Annotated in this window: 13 protein-coding genes and 1 CRISPR repeat array; of the genes, 5 read left to right on the top strand and 8 right to left on the bottom strand. The window is 62.8% G+C overall.

Annotated features, from left to right (window positions below; translation table 11 throughout):
• Nucleotides 1-13 precede the first annotated feature (13 nt).
• The gene (locus tag ACXMYO_RS15140; RefSeq protein ID WP_457809327.1) at nucleotides 14-2,263 is read right to left on the bottom strand and encodes a CRISPR-associated endonuclease Cas3''; all 2,250 of its coding nucleotides are present in this window, start codon (nucleotides 2,261-2,263) and stop codon (nucleotides 14-16) included.
• 195 nt (nucleotides 2,264-2,458) lie between these two features.
• Nucleotides 2,459-3,480: direct repeats of the CRISPR family, unit length 32 nt; unit sequence GTTTCAATCCGCGCGGCCGTGCGGGCCGCGAC.
• A gap of 223 nt (nucleotides 3,481-3,703) precedes the next feature.
• Nucleotides 3,704-4,387, bottom strand: a complete 684-nt coding sequence (locus tag ACXMYO_RS15135; protein ID WP_457809326.1) for a hypothetical protein — start codon at nucleotides 4,385-4,387, stop codon at nucleotides 3,704-3,706.
• 213 nt (nucleotides 4,388-4,600) lie between these two features.
• Between ACXMYO_RS15135 and ACXMYO_RS15130 the strand changes: the two genes are divergently transcribed.
• Nucleotides 4,601-4,960 carry a translation initiation factor gene (locus ACXMYO_RS15130; RefSeq protein WP_438765765.1) on the top strand — a complete coding sequence of 120 codons (360 nt, stop codon included), beginning with the start codon at nucleotides 4,601-4,603 and terminating at the stop codon, nucleotides 4,958-4,960.
• A 2-nt stretch (nucleotides 4,961-4,962) separates the two neighbouring features.
• Nucleotides 4,963-5,382, top strand: coding sequence for a YbaY family lipoprotein (locus ACXMYO_RS15125; protein WP_438765763.1), 420 nt, complete (start codon nucleotides 4,963-4,965; stop codon nucleotides 5,380-5,382).
• On the opposite strand, the gene ACXMYO_RS15120 is transcribed toward ACXMYO_RS15125, so the two are convergent.
• On the bottom strand, nucleotides 5,372-6,241 hold the full coding sequence (locus tag ACXMYO_RS15120; RefSeq protein WP_457809325.1) for an NAD-dependent protein deacetylase: 870 nt from the start codon (nucleotides 6,239-6,241) through the stop codon (nucleotides 5,372-5,374). The genes ACXMYO_RS15125 and ACXMYO_RS15120 overlap by 11 nt on opposite strands.
• A 107-nt stretch (nucleotides 6,242-6,348) precedes the next feature.
• Between ACXMYO_RS15120 and ACXMYO_RS15115 the strand changes: the two genes are divergently transcribed.
• A complete protein-coding gene (locus ACXMYO_RS15115) occupies nucleotides 6,349-7,263 on the top strand; it encodes a nuclease-related domain-containing protein (protein ID WP_457809324.1) in 915 nt (304 codons plus the stop codon).
• A gap of 146 nt (nucleotides 7,264-7,409) precedes the next feature.
• Entirely contained in the window at nucleotides 7,410-8,564 is a 1,155-nt protein-coding gene (locus tag ACXMYO_RS15110; RefSeq protein ID WP_457809323.1) for an MFS transporter, read from the top strand.
• A gap of 101 nt (nucleotides 8,565-8,665) precedes the next feature.
• Here ACXMYO_RS15110 and betT read toward each other — a convergent pair whose 3' ends face one another.
• From betT to ACXMYO_RS15095, 3 genes are all read right to left on the bottom strand, one after another.
• Complete coding sequence (gene betT, locus ACXMYO_RS15105; RefSeq protein ID WP_457809322.1) at nucleotides 8,666-10,726, bottom strand: choline BCCT transporter BetT; 2,061 nt, start codon at nucleotides 10,724-10,726, stop codon at nucleotides 8,666-8,668.
• A gap of 323 nt (nucleotides 10,727-11,049) precedes the next feature.
• The gene (locus ACXMYO_RS15100; protein WP_457809321.1) at nucleotides 11,050-12,105 is read right to left on the bottom strand and encodes a LacI family DNA-binding transcriptional regulator; all 1,056 of its coding nucleotides are present in this window, start codon (nucleotides 12,103-12,105) and stop codon (nucleotides 11,050-11,052) included.
• A gap of 46 nt (nucleotides 12,106-12,151) precedes the next feature.
• Complete coding sequence (locus ACXMYO_RS15095) at nucleotides 12,152-13,783, bottom strand: glycoside hydrolase family 13 protein (RefSeq protein ID WP_457809320.1); 1,632 nt, start codon at nucleotides 13,781-13,783, stop codon at nucleotides 12,152-12,154.
• 541 nt (nucleotides 13,784-14,324) lie between these two features.
• On the opposite strand from ACXMYO_RS15095, the gene ACXMYO_RS15090 reads away from it, so the two are divergent.
• Complete coding sequence (locus ACXMYO_RS15090) at nucleotides 14,325-15,917, top strand: carbohydrate porin (RefSeq protein WP_457809319.1); 1,593 nt, start codon at nucleotides 14,325-14,327, stop codon at nucleotides 15,915-15,917.
• Nucleotides 15,918-16,040: 123 nt separating this feature from the next.
• Here ACXMYO_RS15090 and ACXMYO_RS15085 read toward each other — a convergent pair whose 3' ends face one another.
• Both ACXMYO_RS15085 and ACXMYO_RS15080 read right to left on the bottom strand, forming a co-directional pair.
• On the bottom strand, nucleotides 16,041-17,225 hold the full coding sequence (locus ACXMYO_RS15085) for an MFS transporter (protein WP_457809318.1): 1,185 nt from the start codon (nucleotides 17,223-17,225) through the stop codon (nucleotides 16,041-16,043).
• Nucleotides 17,226-17,343: 118 nt separating this feature from the next.
• Nucleotides 17,344-18,681, bottom strand: a complete 1,338-nt coding sequence (locus tag ACXMYO_RS15080; protein WP_438765748.1) for a deoxyguanosinetriphosphate triphosphohydrolase — start codon at nucleotides 18,679-18,681, stop codon at nucleotides 17,344-17,346.
• Nucleotide 18,682 lies beyond the last annotated feature (1 nt).

Below are 18,682 nucleotides of genomic sequence, written 5' to 3'. Positions count from 1 at the left end.
ACGGTCGATACGCTCACCACAGGTTTGACTCGGCTGCTCGAAAGCCTGGTTCCTGCCAGTTCAGGCCTGATTGCTGGCTGTAGAGGTTGTCGTTCAGCTCACCGGGATGCTCGTCGAGCAGCACCACAAACTGCTCGCCGAACTTCTCCTGCTCGACGGCAGCAATCACGCCGGCCTGTTCCAGCGCACGAAAACCCTGCTGCGGTACCTGTACGGTATAGGGCTGTAGCGCACGCGCCACGGCGCCTGCGGTCTCGACCCATGACAGCCGGTTGATCGCCTCTCTTGCATCCTGATCAAAGGGAATAATGACGCTACGCTGGGTGTTCTCGATCAGACGATATTTCTGCTCCAGCGTCTCAAAAGGCAGGCCATCCAGACGTCCCTGCTCGATCATCGGCAGCAGGCCGTGTCGATCCAGCGTCTGATCCTGTTGCCAGTAGAGCAGGCGGAAATAGGCTTCGATGGCGGCGGGCGACAGCGGATCATCGCCGTGGCTGCGCAGTACTTCCCGTGTGGTCTGAGCGAACTGCCTCAATTCCGGCGGCGGCGTCCAATCCTCGTTGAGCGTGACGAAAATGCGCACCTCACTGTCTGCAGCGGCACGCTTGCCTTCCCGGTTACAGCGTCCTGCGGCCTGGGCGATCGAATCAAGACCCGCCTCGGCACGCAGCACGCGGGGGAAATCGACATCGACGCCGGCTTCGATCAAGGAGGTCGAGATCACCCGACAGGGGTGGCCAGCAGACAGCGCCTTGCGAATGTTGGTCAATACCTGACGGCGATGAACGGCACACATGGCCGTGGTGAGATGAAATGCCCCCGGCTGATCCGCAATGGATTCAAACAGCGCGCGTGCATGACGCCGGTTATTGACGATACAAAGTACCTGCTCGATATCCAGCAGTTCCCTTCGCAGCGCTTCATCATCAAGCGTACCGATATGATGCACGGTGACCCGCTCAAGCTGGCGATAGAGAAGCTCGGGATCCGGCGCGAGCTCGCGCAGGTTACGCAGACCGCCGGTAAAACTGCGTTCGGGATCATCGGTTTCGGCAAGCGCCGGCTGGGTCGCCGTACACAGTACGACACTGGCATGGTAGTTGCGGGCCAGCTCATCGAGTGCCGCAACACTTGGTTTCAGAAGAGAAAGCGGCATGGTCTGGGCTTCATCGAGGATGACCACACTGCGTGCGATGTTATGCAGTTTGCGACAGCGCGAGGTTTTCGCGGCGAACAGGCTTTCAAAAAACTGCACCGCCGTGGTGACCACAATGGGCGCATCCCAGTTCTCGCTGTCCCGCCGGAGCTTGTCTCGGCTATCGCGGTCACGGTGGCCGTCATCAGTATCAAAGGCGCTGTGGTGCTCCAGCACCGCCGCCTCGCCATAAGGTTCCAGCGCGTGGCGAAAAACGGCCGCGTTCTGCTCGACGATGCTGGTAAAGGGAATGACATAGATCACGCGATCCATACCGTGGGCGAGGGCATGATCCAGCGCGAAGGCCAGAGAAGATAACGTCTTGCCGCCGCCGGTGGGCACCGTCAGCGTAAATCGCCCTGGCGTCAGAACCGCCTGCTGCCGCACATGCCCGAGAATATCGCAACGCAATCGATTGACGTCACTGTCTGCCTTGAAGGTCTCAAGATGGGTGTTCAGGGCATCGCGAAGCATGGACAGGGCGGGCCCGCCACCGCGCGATATCGGCTCACCCGATACCCGCGCATAGAAGGCTTCGGTCTCTAGATAATCGGCATCCACCAGACAGGAGAAAAGCATGCGGGCGAGAAAGGCCAACTGAAAGAAGCCGCGATCAGGCCTTGTTTCAAAAGCCGCCGGTGGCCTGAGCTGCTCAGGGAGAGAAAATGCAGACTGCCACTCATCGCTTATCGCAGGCAGCTCCGCCTGCAGGCGTTGTGTCAGCGGGGTACGTTCCCCGTCATCACGCCCATTGGCAAGGCCGGCATGGTGGCCTGCAATGGCATAGGCCAACAGATCGCCGACGCCGTCCGGAAAGTGCTCGCGCGCTACAATGGCGCCAGCCGTGGAGTGATCCACACGTTTTTTTGCGCCCTGTAACCGTTGCTGGAATTCAGGACTGTACTTGCCCAGATCATGCAGCAGCCCGGCCACCCGGCCAGCCTCCGCCATACCAAAGCGATTCGCGCGTACGCTCGCCAGTGCCGCCACAGCTTCCAGGTGATCAACCAGGCGCTGCCAGTCATGCTGGTCGCCAGCCTCAGTGCTATGAGCGTAAAAGAACATTGTCAGCGCAATACCGATTAAATGGTTACGTAAACCTTATCGAATATACGATCTGACAATACCTCGAAGTGGCTGGCAAAACGTCTCGTTTTCGCCGAATGCCCTCATACCATTGGACCCTCGCATAGACTCTTGAATGCAACAATCCGTAAGGGCCGGAACGTGAATTTCCCACGCAATACGCTTGGCTGCGCTGTTTCAATCCGCGCGGCCGGGCGGGCCGCGACATGCGCTGTCTGACGGTGCGGTATATGCCGGCCGGTTTCAATCCACGCGGCCGGGCGGGCCGCGACGCAGCGGGATTATGACGGTGTCGATGTCGTCGGCGTTTCAATCCGCGCGGCCGTGCGGGCCGCGACGCGTTCCACACAGCGCTGTGCTCTACGCAAGAGTTTCAATCCGCGCGGCCGTGCGGGCCGCGACCCATCAAGGCGTCCATGGGCGAGGGTACGGTGCTGTTTCAATCCGCGCGGCCGTGCGGGCCGCGACAAAAACGGGACACGGAACCGTCAGGAACCGTCAGGGTTTCAATCCGCGCGGCCGTGCGGGCCGCGACCCTGGGTCTGCTCGATGCGATCGGTGTTGATGACGTTTCAATCCGCGCGGCCGTGCGGGCCGCGACGGCGCAGGGCGCTGATGGTTCCCTTGTGGGCGTGTTTCAATCCGCGCGGCCGTGCGGGCCGCGACGCAATGCCTCGCCCGCTTTTGGAGCGCATGGCATGTTTCAATCCGCGCGGCCGTGCGGGCCGCGACTTGGCATGCCGCGTAGCGAGCGTCGCGCCCTGATGTTTCAATCCGCGCGGCCGTGCGGGCCGCGACCCAGCGCCTGCAGCGTACGCAAGACATTGTGGGCGTTTCAATCCGCGCGGCCGTGCGGGCCGCGACTCGCCCTCCGTGTAGTTTGATGCGTTCCGAATTTGTTTCAATCCGCGCGGCCGTGCGGGCCGCGACGCGTGATCACCCGCCCTGCCCTTGCCCTGGCTGGTGTTTCAATCCGCGCGGCCGTGCGGGCCGCGACCATTGCTATCGCCGCGATGTCCCGGCACAGTTTCGTTTCAATCCGCGCGGCCGTGCGGGCCGCGACTCGTTCATTTTTTCGGTCTCCCTGTTGACGGGTAGTTTCAATCCGCGCGGCCGTGCGGGCCGCGACGCCCGCGAGAAGGTTTACGTCATGCACGTCAAAAAGTTTCAATCCGCGCGGCCGTGCGGGCCGCGACTGCTTCTTCATAAATCATTGAGGTGGCTTAAAAAAGCCTCCTGATTCGGCGAACCTGCTCCAACAGTCAGCACTCAGGACTTCTGCACCGGTCAGCATCAAAATTTTGCTTTATAGATCAGATAATTAAAAAACGGCGAACCTGGCAGTAAATGTCAGGACAATACAGGTTCGCAGCCACAAAAAAGCCCCGCAGAGCGGGGCAAGTTCACGAGAAATCGGGTTTAAAACGTGTACTCGATACCGATAACGGCGACCGGGTAGACGTTGTACTTGTTCAGGTCACTGCGAAGATCGTCTTCCTGGTCACGGGCTTCACGCTCGGCAATGGGGCGCACACCCGGAATGTCGAGCGCGTTGCCGCGGGGCGTCAGCGAGACGCTCGGGTCGATCCAGAAGGCGCCGGCTTCGGCATAGAAGCCCAGACCCTGCTTTGAGCTGTTGCGCCAGCCGATGCCCAGATAGGGCTCGACGTTGTCGGAGAGTTTGGCGCGACCATCCAGGCGAGCATCATCAGCGCTGATGTCAATGCCGCCAAAGTCATCGAAGCTGTCGCCACCCGTATAGCGTCCCGTGGCCCGGATCTGAACGTCCGGCTTGACCGCACCGGCGGACAGGAAAAAGCCGCTGTTGACCCAGGGGTAGATGTCCAGCTTGAGGCTGTAGATATCCATGTCGACCTTGCCATCGTAGGTGTAGTCACCGTTGGTATGGTCAAGGTCGTTGTATTCGTAGCCGCTGTAGCCGGCGGTCAGGGCAAAGTGATCATGAAAGCGCCAGCTCACGTTGGCGCCCAGACCGGTCGTACCGGCACTGCCGGCGACCGACCAGTGATCTTCTGCCATGGCGGCGGTGCTGGTGACCAGCAGCAGGGATCCGGTGATGACAGCGGTTGCGATACGACGCATGACGTAGCCTCTCAAAAATGATCTGTGTTCCGGTGCGCCGATAACGTCGACGTCATTGAATGAACGCAAGTGTACGCAGCGCGGTCGCAATCGATCGGCAGAAAAGGGCCGGTTTGGGTCTGTATTTCTCGCGCCTTGACCTCTCCCGTCGTTTCGAACTGTCGCGGGGCTGCGCTATTCTTGGGCCTTCTTGAGGCGAGCGGGAGTCGAACCATGTCATCACTGCGCGATCAGTTGAGCCGCAAGGTGTATTCCACCGAAACCGGGGATATGCGCAAGCACGACGAAAGCGATGAGCAAAAGGCGCAGGATGAGACGCGGCTGTCATCGCTTGACGGTATCGTGCGTATCAAACGTGAGACGGCCGGACGCAAGGGCAAGGGCGTGACCACGCTGCATGGCATACCGCTGCCAGGCGATGCGCTGAAAACCCTGATGCAGGCGCTGAAAAAGCGCTGCGGCAGTGGCGGCGCGCTCAAGGAGGGCGTCATCGAGATTCAGGGCGATCATCGCGACACCCTGCGCGCCGAGCTGGAAAAGCGCGGCTATACCGTCAAACTGGCGGGGGGCTGATCATGTCGGGTCCTTCATTTCGCGCCTCACTGCTTGCTGCCTCACTGCTGCTGACCGGCCTTTTGAGCGGCTGCTCGCTGTTCGCCAGCGGTCCCGATTTCGCCACGCTCTCGGGGGAAGCCATCAGCGACGAGCAGGCGCCGATCGCTGATGACGCCCGGCTGGAAATTCGCCTGCTGGATGTCACCCAGGGGCGCACCACCGTCGCCCAGGTCGATCAAAACACCCACGGGCGCTGGCCGGTGCCGTTCATGCTGCAGTATGACCGCCACCATATCGACAGCGATCGACGCTACGCCCTGAGCGCCGCTCTGCGCGAAGGCGATGACACACGCTATCTGACGCTGGAACCCCTGCCGGTACTCACCGATGGCGCGCCCGCACAGCAGGTGCGTGTGCCGCTGACACCGGTCAACCGGTAGCTTCCGGCGACGGCCGAGTGCCTGACAGCCCGCCCAGCAGGGCGGTCAGGCTCTCGTCGATGGATGCCTCGCATTTGAGGGTGTACAGCGCATCGGCCCGGGTGTGGCCACGGTTGATGCAGGCGACCGGCAGACCCCGGGCCGCCGCGTGACGAGCAAAGCGAAAGCCGGAAAACACCATCAGGGACGATCCCACCACCAGCAGCGCCTGACTGTCATCGAGCATCGACATGGCCCGATTCAGCCGAGCGCGCGGTACGTTGTCGCCAAAAAACACCACGTCGGGCTTTAAAATGCCGTGGCCGCAGCGCGGGCAGTCCGGCAGCCGAAAGTCCGAGAAATCCACGTCATCGAGATAGGCGTCGCCGTCCGGGGCAATTTCGGCATCCATGCCGACCCAGTCCGGGTTGAGTTCGGCCAGATGGTCATGCAGTACATGGCGACGCACCAGCAGATTGCACTGCATGCAGCGCACCAGGTCGGCGCGACCGTGCAGGTCCACCACACGTTTGCTGCCCGCCTTTTGATGCAGGCGATCGACATTTTGCGTGATGATCCCTTCGATAAGGCCCTGCGCTTCCAGCGCGGCCAGCGTATGGTGCGCCCGCCCCGGCGAGGCGCCGGCAAGCAGGCGAAAGCCGACCAGGCTGCGCGCCCAGTAGCGCTGGCGGCCGAGATGACTTTTCATGTAGACCTGATGGGTCATGGGCGGGGGTCGCTTCCACGCCCCGGCTTCGTCCCGATAGTCGGGGATGCCGCTGTCGGTACTCACCCCGGCGCCTGTCAGAACGCACAGGCGAGGATGATGTCTTACAAGATCGATCAGTGCCTGTTCGTCGACACCCGGTGCACTACTCATGATCCCTCCTTACAACCTGGCGACCGAACGACAGCAAAATCGCTGTCGGGCATGGATGCCAACCCGACACAACGCTAGACTAAACCTCAACCTACCGGGATGACGTCATGCGCTGGCTGGAATATCTGCTTCCCCTGATCTTTCTGACCCCCCTGTTCGCCACGGCCGTGGTGGTCCTCGGGCTGCGCCATCTGTTTCAGGACAAGCCCGGTTTCTCCCCGTCCGGCCAGCGGCTTCGCCAGTCCGGCAATCGTTTTCGCGAGCGACTGGCCGAGGCGCGCGTCAAACTCTTTCTGGCCGGCGCTCTGGGGCCGGTGCTTGCGATCACGCCGCTGATCTACGGCATGGGTCGCATGCTGTTCTCGTCGCATCAGGACTGGCTTGAATGGAGCATCTATGGACTGATCACCACGATCGCGGCACTGATCGTGGGCGCTTTCATGATGGCACTTTCCTACCGAATTTCGAATCTGCGCCTGCGCCTGGCCGGTGCCATGAACGTGGCGCACGACCTGCAAAACCTGTTGCGTACCCAGCAGCAGGGTATTCGCATCTTCCATGATGTCCCGGCCGATGGCTTTACCATCGACCATGTCGTGGTCACCGACCACGGCATTTTTTCACTTCTGGTGCGGACTCGACAGGCCGGCCCTGAGGTCGCCCGGGACAACGCCCACACGCTCAGACTCGACGGCGAACGACTCCACTTTCCCGACCGGGAGGAGGCGCGTCCGGTGCGCGAGGCGCAGCGCGCCCGGCGCTGGCTGCATGAGCGCCTGACCCGCGACTGCAAACAGGACGTGCCCGTCCAGGCCATGCTGGTGCTGCCGGGCTGGCGCATCGAGCGGGTCAGGGACAATGCCGATGTCCGGGTGCTCGGCGACAACGAGCTTTCAAGCGCAATGCAGCACAGCCAGCAGCCGGCACTGCCACAGCCGCTGCAGGATGACGTCCTCAAGGCGCTGGTGCGCCTGACCGACGACCAGCAGACTCACCATGCGATGTCTGCCATGTCTCGATAGACACACGATACGCATCGCGAGCGCCAGGGCGAGACGGCCGGCCGGGCGCCTCGCGGCTGCTGATTCGATCTCGAACCCGCTAACGATGAATGATGCGTCCTTCCCGTGGAGGCTGCCGGCGCATCGCGTCTGACAAGGAGTACCTCATGAACGACCCCGAGCGCGTTGCCGCACGCGCGCCCGCCAGCCGTGCTGCCATTGCCTGGTTTTTTGCCCTCTCCGGGCTTTCCTTTTCCAACTGGGCGGTTCGCATTCCCGACATTCGCACCCTGCTCGATCTGTCCCAGTCCCAGCTCGGCGCGCTGCTGCTGTGTCCGGTCATCGGGTCGCTCGGCCTGACGCTACTGTCGAACTATCTCAACACCCGCTTTGGCAGCCGGCGCATCACCCGCGTGGCGGCCTGCGCCATCGTGGTCTCGCTAGTGTTGATCGGGTTTGCCCTCTCCCCGCTGACGCTGGGCCTGGCTCTGGCCGTCTTCGGCGCCGGCATGGGGCTTCTCAACATCGCCATGAACGATCAGGCGGCCACGCTTGAGCGTCGCTATCGACGCTCCATCATGTCCTCCTTTCATGGCCTGTTCAGCCTGGGGGGCATGGCCGGCTCGCTGATCGGCGGCGCTCTGGCCACGCTGGGGCTGACGCCGCGCTGGCACCTGCTGCTGGTCGCCGGCTTTTTGCTCATCGGCATTGTGATCAGCCACCGCCACCTGCTGGCACCGCCCCCGCGCGCCGAGCGACCGGTCGGGGCGTTGTTCGTGCGTCCGAAGGGCCGGGTCTGGCTGCTGGGCGTCATCGCCGCCGCCGTGGTCTTCATCGAAGGCTCGATGGCCGACTGGTCGGCGCTTTTTCTCACCGACCTTGGCGCCTCGCGCGGTCATGCCGCCCTGGGGCTTGCCGTCTTTACCGGCACCATGGCCGTCGGCCGGCTGCTGGGCGATCGCTGGCTGGACCGGGTCGGCGCGGTACGGGCCCTTGAAGTCGGCAGTGCGCTGGCCCTTGCCGGACTGACGCTGGCCATTATCGTGGCCGATCCCGTTCTGGCCCTGCTCGGCTTTGCACTGGCCGGCATCGGCATGTCGACCCTGTTCCCGTGTCTTCTGAGCCTGGCCGGGCGCAATCGATCCATGTCGCCGTCGGGGGCGATTGCCTCGGTGGCCATGCTCGGCTATCTGAGCATGCTGGGCGGCCCGCCAATGCTGGGTTTTCTGGCCGAGGCCATCACGCTGCACTACGCCTTTATCGCACTGGTCGCGGCCGCAGCGCTTGCCATTGTACTGGCACGGCCGGCGGCCCGGGCCTGATCGGGCATCGGCGCCTGACCCGGCCGAACGCGGCCTGCCTCGTGCCATGAAAAAAGGCCCGACCATGACGGTCGGGCCCTTTGCATTGCCAACAGATGCGCCTAGACCGGCGGCTGCTCGGGGCTGTCCGGCATGTTGATGTGGCCGGGCTCCATGCGGTTGAGATGCAGAAACTGCAGGTGGCGCTCGTACTGATCGAGAATGTCGTCGATCACCTGCTGCTCGGTATAGCCCATCAGGTCGTAGCCCTGGCTGCCCTCCAGCAGATGCACCTCGAGTCGGTAGTAGTTTTCCGAGGCCTTTTTGGTGCGCATGGCAAAGGCCGGCGTGGCAAAGGCCCGCGTCCAGACCTGGTAGGTGAAGTTCTGCTCGTTGCCGAAATCGACGTTGAGCGAGAGATAGTCATGCTCGTTCTGCTCGCCGCCACAGACGTACACACCGACGTCCTGGCTGTCGAGCCTGTCCTTGATGGCCGTCATGGCCGGGTGCACCCGCTCCTTGAGAAAGCGCTGCGCCTCGCCTCGATCCGGAAAGTTCATCGCCCGGTCCAGACGCTGCTCCCAGTTGCCCTGCCCGCCACGGCTGCTGCCCATGCGACCGGAAAGCGACCCCGCCAGGCTCAGCCGATAGCTCTCCTCCTTGAACGCCTCGACCTTGAGCGCCTTGTAGAGCCCGGCCATCATGAAAAAGAGCACCACCGAGAACGGCAGGCCCGTGATCACCACCGCACTTTGCAGCGTGGAAAGCCCCCCGGCCAGCAATAGCGCCAGGGTCAGAATACCGATCACCGCCGACCAGAGAATGCGCATCCACACCGGCGCATCGCTGCTGACATCCTTGAGCACCGAGGTAAAGTTCGACAGCACCAGCGCGCCGGAATCGCCCGAGGTCACAAAGAAGATGATCGCCAGAATACTGACGGCAATCGTTGTAATGACCGGGAAGGGATACTGCTCCAGAAAGAGATAGATGCCCGCCGGCGGGTTATCCATGACCTGCTGACCGAACTCGGTGGCGCCACTGATCGTCATGTCGATGGCGCTGTTTCCCAGCAGCGACATCCAGATCATCATGAAGGCGATCGGCAGCGTCAGGGTACCGGCCACAAAGGTGCGAATGGTACGACCGCGGGAGATGCGGGCCAGAAAGAGCCCCACGAACGGGCCCCAGGCGATCCACCAGGCCCAGAAAAACAGCGTCCATGAGTTGAGCCAGTCCATCGGCCGATCAAAGGCGTAGGTATGAAACGACATTCGAACGAACGAGGAGAGATAGTCGCCCACGTTCATGACCAGCGCATTGAGCAAAAAGATGGTATCGCCGGCGAACAGCACGAACAAAAGCAGCGCTACCGCCAGCAAAATATTGAACTCGGAAAGACGACGAATACCGCGCTCCACGCCGGTCACCGCCGAGATGGTGGCAAACAGCACGATCAGCAGGACCAGCGCGGTCTGGGTCCAGGCGCTCTCGGCAATGCCGAACATGAAGTTCAGCCCGTAGTTGAGCTGGATCACCCCGATCCCGAGACTGGCCGCAATGCCGAACACGGTGCCCAGCACCGCCGCGATATCCACGGCATGGCCGATGGGGCCGTAGATTTTCTTGCCGATGATGGGATAGAGCGCGCTGGAAATGGTCAGCGGCAGATTGTGGCGATAGCTGAAAAACGCAAGCGACATGCCCACCAGCGTATAGATGCCCCAGCCTGACAGCCCCCAGTGCATGAAGGTGAGCTGCATGGCATAGCGCGCAGCCTCCACCTGGTCTTCAGGGGCGCCGGGTGCGGTATAGAACTGGGTCAGCGGCTCGGCAAGGGCAAAGAAGATGACGCCGATGCCGATGCCGGCGGAAAACAGCATCGCCGACCAGGAGAACATGTTGAAGTCGGGTCGGGCATGCTCCGGGCCCAGCCGGATCTTGCCAAAGCGTGATACGCCAAGAAACACCACAAAGCCGAGATAGACCACAACGGTCAGAAAGTAATACCAGCCGAAGGTGTTGGAGATCCAGCCCAGTACGGCGTTGATGACCCCGCTGGCCTGTTCGGTGGCAATCATCGCCCACAGCGAAAACGCCACGATGCCGATAAACGACCCGTAGAAAACGGTCGGATTGAGTCTGTCCCCTGAAGGGGCGTTGTCTTTCGTTGTCTCACTCATGTGTCTTCCTGATTGATTATTGGAGATTGGAAGAGAGTCCTGACAGTCGGTGCTGTTTTTATGACTGTGACTCAGGGTGACACTATCGTAGTTTAACAACCGTTCAAAAAAAAACTTATGACAATTCAAAATTCCAAGAAGCCATGATTATTTCAAGCGGCATTAGCCCGTCACCGCTGCACGAACCGATCGGTGTATGACAGACAGGCCGCCAGCGCAGGTGATCGTATGTCGACCCCGTCAGGCGACAGCGCAATAACAAGGCGCAACGGCGCCCTCACGCATTCGGGAAGAAGGCAAGGAAGGTCAAGACAGCCCCGGCGTCAGGGCGTCGGCGGGCAGGTATCGCCGTGAATGATCCAGACCGGCTGAACCACGTCGCGCTCGTGCCACTCACCGACCACCATGCGTGCCGCCATCACGCCCTTGGCGTGGCTGTCCTGATGGACCGTGGTCAGCATGGGGCGGCGGCGCTGGCCCTCGGCAATCCCGTCAAAGCCGGTCAGTCGCAGCTGCTCGGGCACCCTGATGCCGCGCTGCTCGGCCAGACTCAGCGCGGTCAGCGCCAGGCGATCCGACATGCACAGCAACAGATCCGGAGCGGACTCGGTCAGAAGGGCTTCAATAACGGGCGCGGCCGCCTCGAACGTGTTGCCATCAACGTTCCACAGCGCCACCCGGTCAGGGTCGTGGCCGGCCTCGCGCAGCGCCTGATCAAAACCGGCCAGCCGCTCGATGGCCACCGAATTGGGCTGCGACCAGCGCGAGTGCCGCTCGAGTGGCCCACCGGGAGCCTCCAGCGTCATGCGCAGCGCCAGAATCGCCGGGCGCCGCGCGCCGCCGGCCAGCGCATGGCGGGCAATGCCCAGTGCCGCGGCGCGATGATCGATCTGGACCGAGGCCAGCCCCGGCAGACGCATGTCCACGGTGACCAGCGGCTGGTGCTGATGACGCAGCAGCGCCAGGGTCCCCTCTTCAGGGATCGAGCCGTAGATCAGATAGCCGTCTGCCACGCCGTTAAGAGAGGGCGTCTGCCGGTCGGTACGCCCGGCATCGGTCAGCAGCAGCAGGTGATAGCCGAGATCGTCCAGCACCTCGGCAATGCCGGCCAGAAAGCCGCCGGCCACGCTGTCGCCGAGGCTATAGCCCAGCCCGTCAGAGAGCATCACGGCGATGATGCGGGTCTGCCCGGTACGCAGCGTGCGGCCCTGGCTGCTCGGGCCGTCATAGCCCAGCGCCCGGGCGGCCGCCAGAATCTCCTCGCGACGAGTCGAGGAGAGCTGATCGGGCCGGTTGAAGGCGTTGGAGACGGTCGCCGTCGACACCCCCAGATGCTCGGCAACCGACCTGAGCGTTACCGGCGGCGGCCGGCGACTCACGACACGCCCCTGCCCCGTCTTGCCATGACGCGTCGCCCGGCCGGCGTCACTGCGTCGTCAGCCAGACGGCCGCATTGCCGGCCAGGTGATCGTCACTGACGGCGTCCGTCACGCTCTGCAGCGCCACGCGCCCCTCAGGCAGCGCCACCGGCGCCTCGCCCAGATTGAGCATCACGGTGACGGCCCCGTTGGACAGGCACAGCACGTCGGCGCGCGGGCTCTTTTGCCAGACCAGCTGACCATGACCCAGTCCGTGCTCGTGGCGCATGGCCAGCAGATGGCGATAGAGCGACAGCGTCGAGCTTTCATCCTCCAGCTGGCGATCGGCAGTGTAGCGGGCGTAGCTCTCCGGCTGCGGCAGCCAGCTCTCGCCGGTGGTACTAAAGCCGAACGCCGGCGTATCGGCGCGCCAGGGCAGCGGCACCCGGCAGCCGTCACGGCCGATCTGTTCGCCGTTGGTGCGATGGAAGGTCGGGTCCTGGCGATAGCGCGCCGGCATGGTGGTGTGATCCGGCAGCCCCAGCTCCTCGCCCTGATAGAGATAGGCCGAACCCGGCAGGGCCAGCGTCAGCATGATGAGCGCTCGCGCTCGACGCAGGCCCAGCGCCTCATCGGGCTGTTCACTGTCGGCATCGATGCCGTTGGGCCGCGCGCCGGGGCGTGACAGGCCCAGCCGTGAGGCGTGGCGCACGCTGTCATGGTTGGACATGACCCAGGTGGTGGGCGCCTCGACCGCGCCATAGCTCTCAAGTGAGGTATCGATGACGTGGCGCAGCTTGTCCGCATCCCAGGGGGCAAGCAGATAGTCGAAGTTGAACGCCTGCTGCATCTCGTCAGGGCGCACATAGCGCGCCGTTTTAGAGGGCGGATGCACCCAGGCCTCCGCCACCATCATGCGATCACGCCCGAACTCGGTCAGTACCCGGTTCCAGCGGCGATAGATGTCGTGCACGCCGTCCTGATCCCACATTGGCCCCGGGTTGCCGCCCTCGATCATGGCCTGGCTGCCGTCCCAGTCCGGCAGTCCCGGCGCCTTGATCATGCCGTGGGCAACATCGATGCGAAACCCGTCAACGCCACGCTTGAGCCAGAAGCGCAGCACGTTGTCGAACTCCTCGAGCACCTCGGGGTTGTGCCAGTCGAGATCGGGCTGGCTGGAATCAAAAAGATGCAGGTACCACTCGCGCTCACCGGGCACCTGCGTCCAGGCCGGACCGCCGAACACGCTCTGCCAGTTGTTGGGCGGCTGCTCGCCGTTTCCGCCACGCCCTTCCCGGAACATGTAGCGCGCCCGTTCCCGGCTGCCGGAGGGTGAGGCCAGTGCCTCCTGAAACCAGACGTGCTCGCTGGAGGTATGGTTGGGCACGATGTCCACGATGATCCGCATGGCCCGCTCATGGGCACCCGACAGCAACGCATCGAAATCCTCGAGCGTACCGAACAGCGGGTCGACGTCGCGGTAATCGGCCACATCGTAGCCGGCATCCGCCTGCGGCGAGCGGTAAAAGGGTGAGAGCCAGAGCGCATCGACCCCCAGGTTCGCCAGGTAGTCGAGCCGCTGCGTAATGCCTTCCAGATCGCCAATGCCATCGCCGTTGGCATCCATGAAGCTGCGCGGATAGATCTGATAGATCACGGCGTCATGCCACCACTGTGGCCGGGAATGCTGCTGAGTCATATGCGCTTCCGTCGTGTGTGAGAAGTTCAGGACATCGTTGCCGGCGCATCGGTGCGCCCGGCGTCGGCCAGCGGCAACGCCCGGCCGTTATGATCGAAAAGATGGGCCCGATGCGGGGCAAACGCCAGCGTCACACGCTCAGTGATGGCTCAACTACCAACAGTGTTACTGCTAACGATGGCTTAAAAAAGGCCATTGCCGATTAGCTTTTCGGACTGCCTTTTCCGGGCGAGACAGCGCCAATGACCGCCAGAAAACAGCTCGCAGGAATCAACCCGGGTTTCATCGCAACGCCTCCACAGGCTGAACACCAGACGCCTGTCTTAATCGTTTAAGTCGACCCGGAAAGGTACTTTTACCGACACGATGGCGACATTGGACCATGGATTGATAGCCCTTTGTCACAGAGACGAATGTATTAATGAAAGCTTATCAAGGGATCGTTAAGTTCTTTCGATCCCGTGCATGAAGCGCACACAACAAGACTGCCGATGTGTCGAGCAGCCGGATCACGCCAACAAAACGAACAAGGGACACTGCCATGCCTTCGCCTTTCCGCTTCCCGCGTCATCCGCTGGCCGCCGCCGTCGCGCTGGCGATGGCCCTGCCGACCGGCGCGCTCGCCGCTGACCGGTCCATCGAGGAACGTCTCGCCGAGCTGGAAGCCCGGGTGGCCGCCTCCGAGCGTCGCGCCAGTCAGGCAGAGCAGCGTGCTGTTCAGGCAGAGACGGCGCTGGCAGAGCAGCGGACTTCGGCGCAGCAGGCCCCGGAGCCGCAGCTGGCGCAGCAGGATAACGTCCCGCAGACCTCTGGGGATGAGGAGCTTTCAGCGCCCGGCATTCCGTCAGAGATCCGCCAGGAGGAGGGCGAAGGCGAAGGGCTGTCGATGAGTGTCTACGCCCGTTCCGGGCTCTTGATCGGCAGCGATCGCAAGAGCGCGCCCGGCGGGCCCTATCTGACCCCGGCCGGCCGCTCCGGCGGCGCCGTGGGGCGTCTGGGCAACGAGCCGGACACCTACGTCGAGACGGTCTTTGACTACAACCAGCGCTTCGACAACGGCGCGCACTCGCTATATCGCGTCATGCTGGCCGACAGCACCACCACCAGCAACGACTGGACCGCCGATGAATCGGAACTCAATCTGCGCCAGGCCTTTGTCGAGTTCAGTGACCTGCCGGGCTTTACCGGCGCGTTCGAAAACGCCTCGATCTGGGCGGGCAAGCGCTTTGACCGCGACAACTTCAACATCGAGTGGATCGACAGCGATATTATCTTTCTCGCCGGTACCGGGGCGGGAATCTACGACGTCGCCGTCACCGACGGTTGGGACACAAGCGTCTCGCTCTACGGTCGCAGCTTCAGCGACTATCCCATTGCCACCCGCGAGCAGCCGGGTCTGGAAGGCAGTACCGACAACCTGATCCTGAGCTCCAACAACCGCTTCGGCCCCTGGCAGTGGATGATCAGCGGCATGTCGGCCAACGACAACGATGAGCGCGACAACGACCCGGACAACAACCTGGCAAGCGATAACGCTGCCGAAAACGGCTTCCACACCATGGTCGCCTACCACGGCGACAGCTTCTTCGGGATGGGGGAAGGCACCTTCAAGGCGGCGGCAATGCACGGGCGCGGTCTGGGCGGTGAGGTCAAGGATCTGGGGGCCGACGGCAACCTCAATGACGACGCCCACACGACCCGGCTGGCGCTGTATGGCACCACCTATCTGTCACCGAACTGGCGCATCGCGCCGTCCCTGCTGGCCCAGACCAGCCGCGACCGCTACGCCAACGGCGACAGTTACGACTGGGCAACGCTTAGCGCGCGGCTGGCCAACGAGCTGACCGAGAACTTCGAAATGCAGTACGAGGCGAGCTATCAGTGGATGGATCTCGACCCCAACGGCTACGCTGGGCTCAACGACGTCAACGGCGGCTACACGCGACTCACCGTTGCCCCCACCATCAAACCACAGGTCGGCGGTTTCGGGCTGCGCCCCGAGATTCGCTTTTTCGCCACCTGGAGCGACTGGGACAAGGATCTCAACCGCTTCTCGGATGAGGACGCGCTGGGCAGCGACGACTTTACCGGCAGCGAATGGACCTTCGGCACCCAGATGGAGGTGTGGTTTTAAAAGGGCATGATATGGGCACAGACAGGGCGTGTCGGGGACGCGCTCTGCCTGCCCTCGCTAATCTCTCCCGTCTTTCCGACAGCAAAAACCATGACGACCATGCTCGGAAGGCACATGGCTGACTCAGCCGGTTTCATTTTCAACGCACCGCGCCCTGTCGGATCGCATACCGGCGCTGGCAGCCCCCATCAGCACCAAAGCCGGCAACACCAAAAGACCAGCGAACAGCATCGCCGCCCTGAGCCCTAGCCATTCCAGTGCGCCGCCGCCCATGATGACACCCAGCCCGATGGCACTATTGAGCACCGCCGTATGAATCGCGGTTGCCGGTACGGTATGACCACCGGCAATTCTGAGCACCCATGTCTGCAGACCTGTAAACAGGGCCGCAATGGCCATACCCCAGATCACCAGCAGTGAAATGACCTGGCCGATCCCCATGGCCGGGCCGCCAGTGCCCAGCACGATCAGCGCCAGCATCATTGTCATCAGTGCCGTAAAGATGAAAGGCTTCAGGCAACAGTCGACAAAAAAGGCGCTCAGCAGGTTGCCGGCAAAGCCTGCGGCGCCGAAGGCAAACAAAAGAAAAGCCGTCCAGCGAGCGTTGATATCAGGAATTTCTCCTATAAACGGCTCGATAAAGGTATAGGCCCCAAAGTGCGACGCGGCGGTCAGGCCAGTGATGATGAAAGTCAGCACAAGATCCCGACGTTTGAGGGCTCCCACCAGTCCCGCCCCACCGGATGGCGATTTGATCTCCATTGAAGGCAGCATCAGCGCCATTGCGCCGGCACTGATGGCGGCCAGGCCTCCCAGACAGAAAAAGGCAGTACGCCAGCCGCTGTGCTGGCCGGTCAGATTGGTCAGGGGTACCCCCATGACGGTCGCCACCGTGATGCCGCCAAGCACGATGGAGGTGGCCAGCCCGACCCGGTGTGCTGGAACGATATGGGCTGCGGTGGCGGCAACGTTGGCCCAGAACACACCATGGGCAACGGCGCCCAGTGCCCGGGCGCCTAGTAGTGTCAGTAGATCGGTGGACAGGGCCGCCAGCGTACTGGAGGTGCAAAGAATCATCATCAGGGCAATCAGCAGTGTCTTTCGGGGCATCCGATTGTTGACCCAACCGGACAACAACCCGCTGGCGGCGCCAATCCAGGCATACAGAGTGACCGTCAACCCGACGGTGGAGGGCGACTCGTCCAGATCCATCGCGATTTGAGACAGCAGACCGATAGGGGCGAACTCGGTCGTGACCATCGTAAAGGAGGCCAGACACAGCACGCTGACCGCACCCCATACTCGCAAAACTGATCCATTCATTAACAATTGCTGCGCCCTGTCGCTTGAGTGACCAGCCGCCTTTTGAAACCCTGCAGGGCCTCACGCTGCGACCAGTGATGCCCCGTCACTGCATCAACAGGGACTATTCCCCACGCAGCCGTCCGCCCATTTCCTGAGCCAGATCGACGGCGAAGTTGTCCGTCATGCCGCCGATGAAATCGAGCATGCGTCGGTAGCTGTCATACAGCGGCCATTGGGTTTTGGGGGTGTTCTCCCCGATGAGTGCCAGCACGCGCTGATGCTTGAAGCTGGACTGCCCGGTGAAGTGCAGCTCATGCGCTGCGCCGATAAAGGCTTCGAGCAGAATGCCCAGCGTGGTGTAGGCGCCGATCTCGAGCTTGGCCTTGCGGGCGTTGCGAAAGATGCGATCGCGGGCGATTTTCTTGGCCTCGCTCACGCCCCAGCCCAGGTCCGGATGGCACAGATCGAGCAGGTCGTCTTCCAGGCTGCCCTCGAGCAGCGCCTGTTCGTGGGTGACAAAGGTCGCTGCCACCTCGTTGACCGCCCGCTCCATCGCCGCGCCGCGCAGGGCGGCCACGCGCCGGCGCTGGGAGACGTTGTCGCGCGCCATGCGGGCGTACTCCTCGGGCTCGCCGCCGGCAATATGGGTCAGTACGCCGGCGACTTCCTCAAAGCGCAGAATGCCCATCTCAAGGCCATCCTCGAGATCGAGCAGGGCGTAACAGATGTCATCGGCGGCCTCGACCAGCCAGGCAAAGGGATGGCGACACCAGGCGTGGTCGCTCAGCCGCTTGAGCCCCAGCAGGCCGGCGACGCGCTCGAGCTGCTCGCTTTCCGACTGATAGGCGCCGAACTTGCCGGCCAGGCCCGCCCGCTCCACCGTCCAGGGGTACTTGAGCATCGCGCCCAGCGTCGGGGCGGTCAGGCGCATACCGCCGTTGAACTGGTTGTACTCGATCTGGGTGACGACCCGGAACCCCTGGGCGTTGCCTTCATAGGTCAGAAGATCCGCCCGCTGGGTCGGGGTCAGCGCCTCCAGAAAGCCGGTGCCGTCGGCCTCGGCGCGCTTGAACCAGTCGCGGATGGCGTATTCGCCGGCATGACCGAAGGGCGGATTGCCGATGTCGTGACTCAAACACGCCGCCTGCACGATCACGCCCATGTCGGCGGGGGTGATCCAGCCCGGCAGGCGGTCGCTCAGGCGCTCGCCGACGATCATGCCCAGGCTTCGACCCACGCAGCCGACTTCCAGCGAGTGGGTCAACCGGGTGTGGATATGATCGTTTTCGGTCAGCGGATGGACCTGTGTCTTGCGTCCCAGACGGCGAAAGGAGCCGGAAAAGACGATGCGATCAAAGTCCTTGTGGAAAGGACTGCGGCCGATTTCGCGCTCGCGCTCGGTCGTCTTGTCATCCAGACGCACGGGGGCCAGCAACTGCTCCCACTGCATTTGACTCATC

It is taken from the genome of Kushneria sp. EE4 (assembly GCF_977968315.1).
The sequence above is the reverse complement of the archived record's forward strand: the minus strand, read 5'-3'. Positions and strand labels throughout refer to the sequence as shown.

Bases quoted from the DNA above. Each gene is read 5' to 3' on its own strand.
- ACXMYO_RS15135 (WP_457809326.1), bottom strand. From the start codon at position 4,387: ATGCGTCGTATCGCAACCGCTGTCATCACCGGATCCCTGCTGCTGGTC.
- ACXMYO_RS15125 (WP_438765763.1), top strand. From the start codon at position 4,963: ATGTCGGGTCCTTCATTTCGCGCCTCACTGCTTGCTGCCTCACTGCTG.
- ACXMYO_RS15095 (WP_457809320.1), bottom strand. From the start codon at position 13,783: ATGACTCAGCAGCATTCCCGGCCACAGTGGTGGCATGACGCCGTGATC.
- ACXMYO_RS15115 (WP_457809324.1), top strand. From the start codon at position 6,349: ATGCGCTGGCTGGAATATCTGCTTCCCCTGATCTTTCTGACCCCCCTG.
- ACXMYO_RS15090 (WP_457809319.1), top strand. From the start codon at position 14,325: ATGCCTTCGCCTTTCCGCTTCCCGCGTCATCCGCTGGCCGCCGCCGTC.
- ACXMYO_RS15120 (WP_457809325.1), bottom strand. From the start codon at position 6,241: ATGAGTAGTGCACCGGGTGTCGACGAACAGGCACTGATCGATCTTGTA.
- ACXMYO_RS15110 (WP_457809323.1), top strand. From the start codon at position 7,410: ATGAACGACCCCGAGCGCGTTGCCGCACGCGCGCCCGCCAGCCGTGCT.
- ACXMYO_RS15140 (WP_457809327.1), bottom strand. From the start codon at position 2,263: ATGTTCTTTTACGCTCATAGCACTGAGGCTGGCGACCAGCATGACTGG.
- ACXMYO_RS15080 (WP_438765748.1), bottom strand. From the start codon at position 18,681: ATGAGTCAAATGCAGTGGGAGCAGTTGCTGGCCCCCGTGCGTCTGGAT.
- ACXMYO_RS15130 (WP_438765765.1), top strand. From the start codon at position 4,601: ATGTCATCACTGCGCGATCAGTTGAGCCGCAAGGTGTATTCCACCGAA.
- betT (WP_457809322.1), bottom strand. From the start codon at position 10,726: ATGAGTGAGACAACGAAAGACAACGCCCCTTCAGGGGACAGACTCAAT.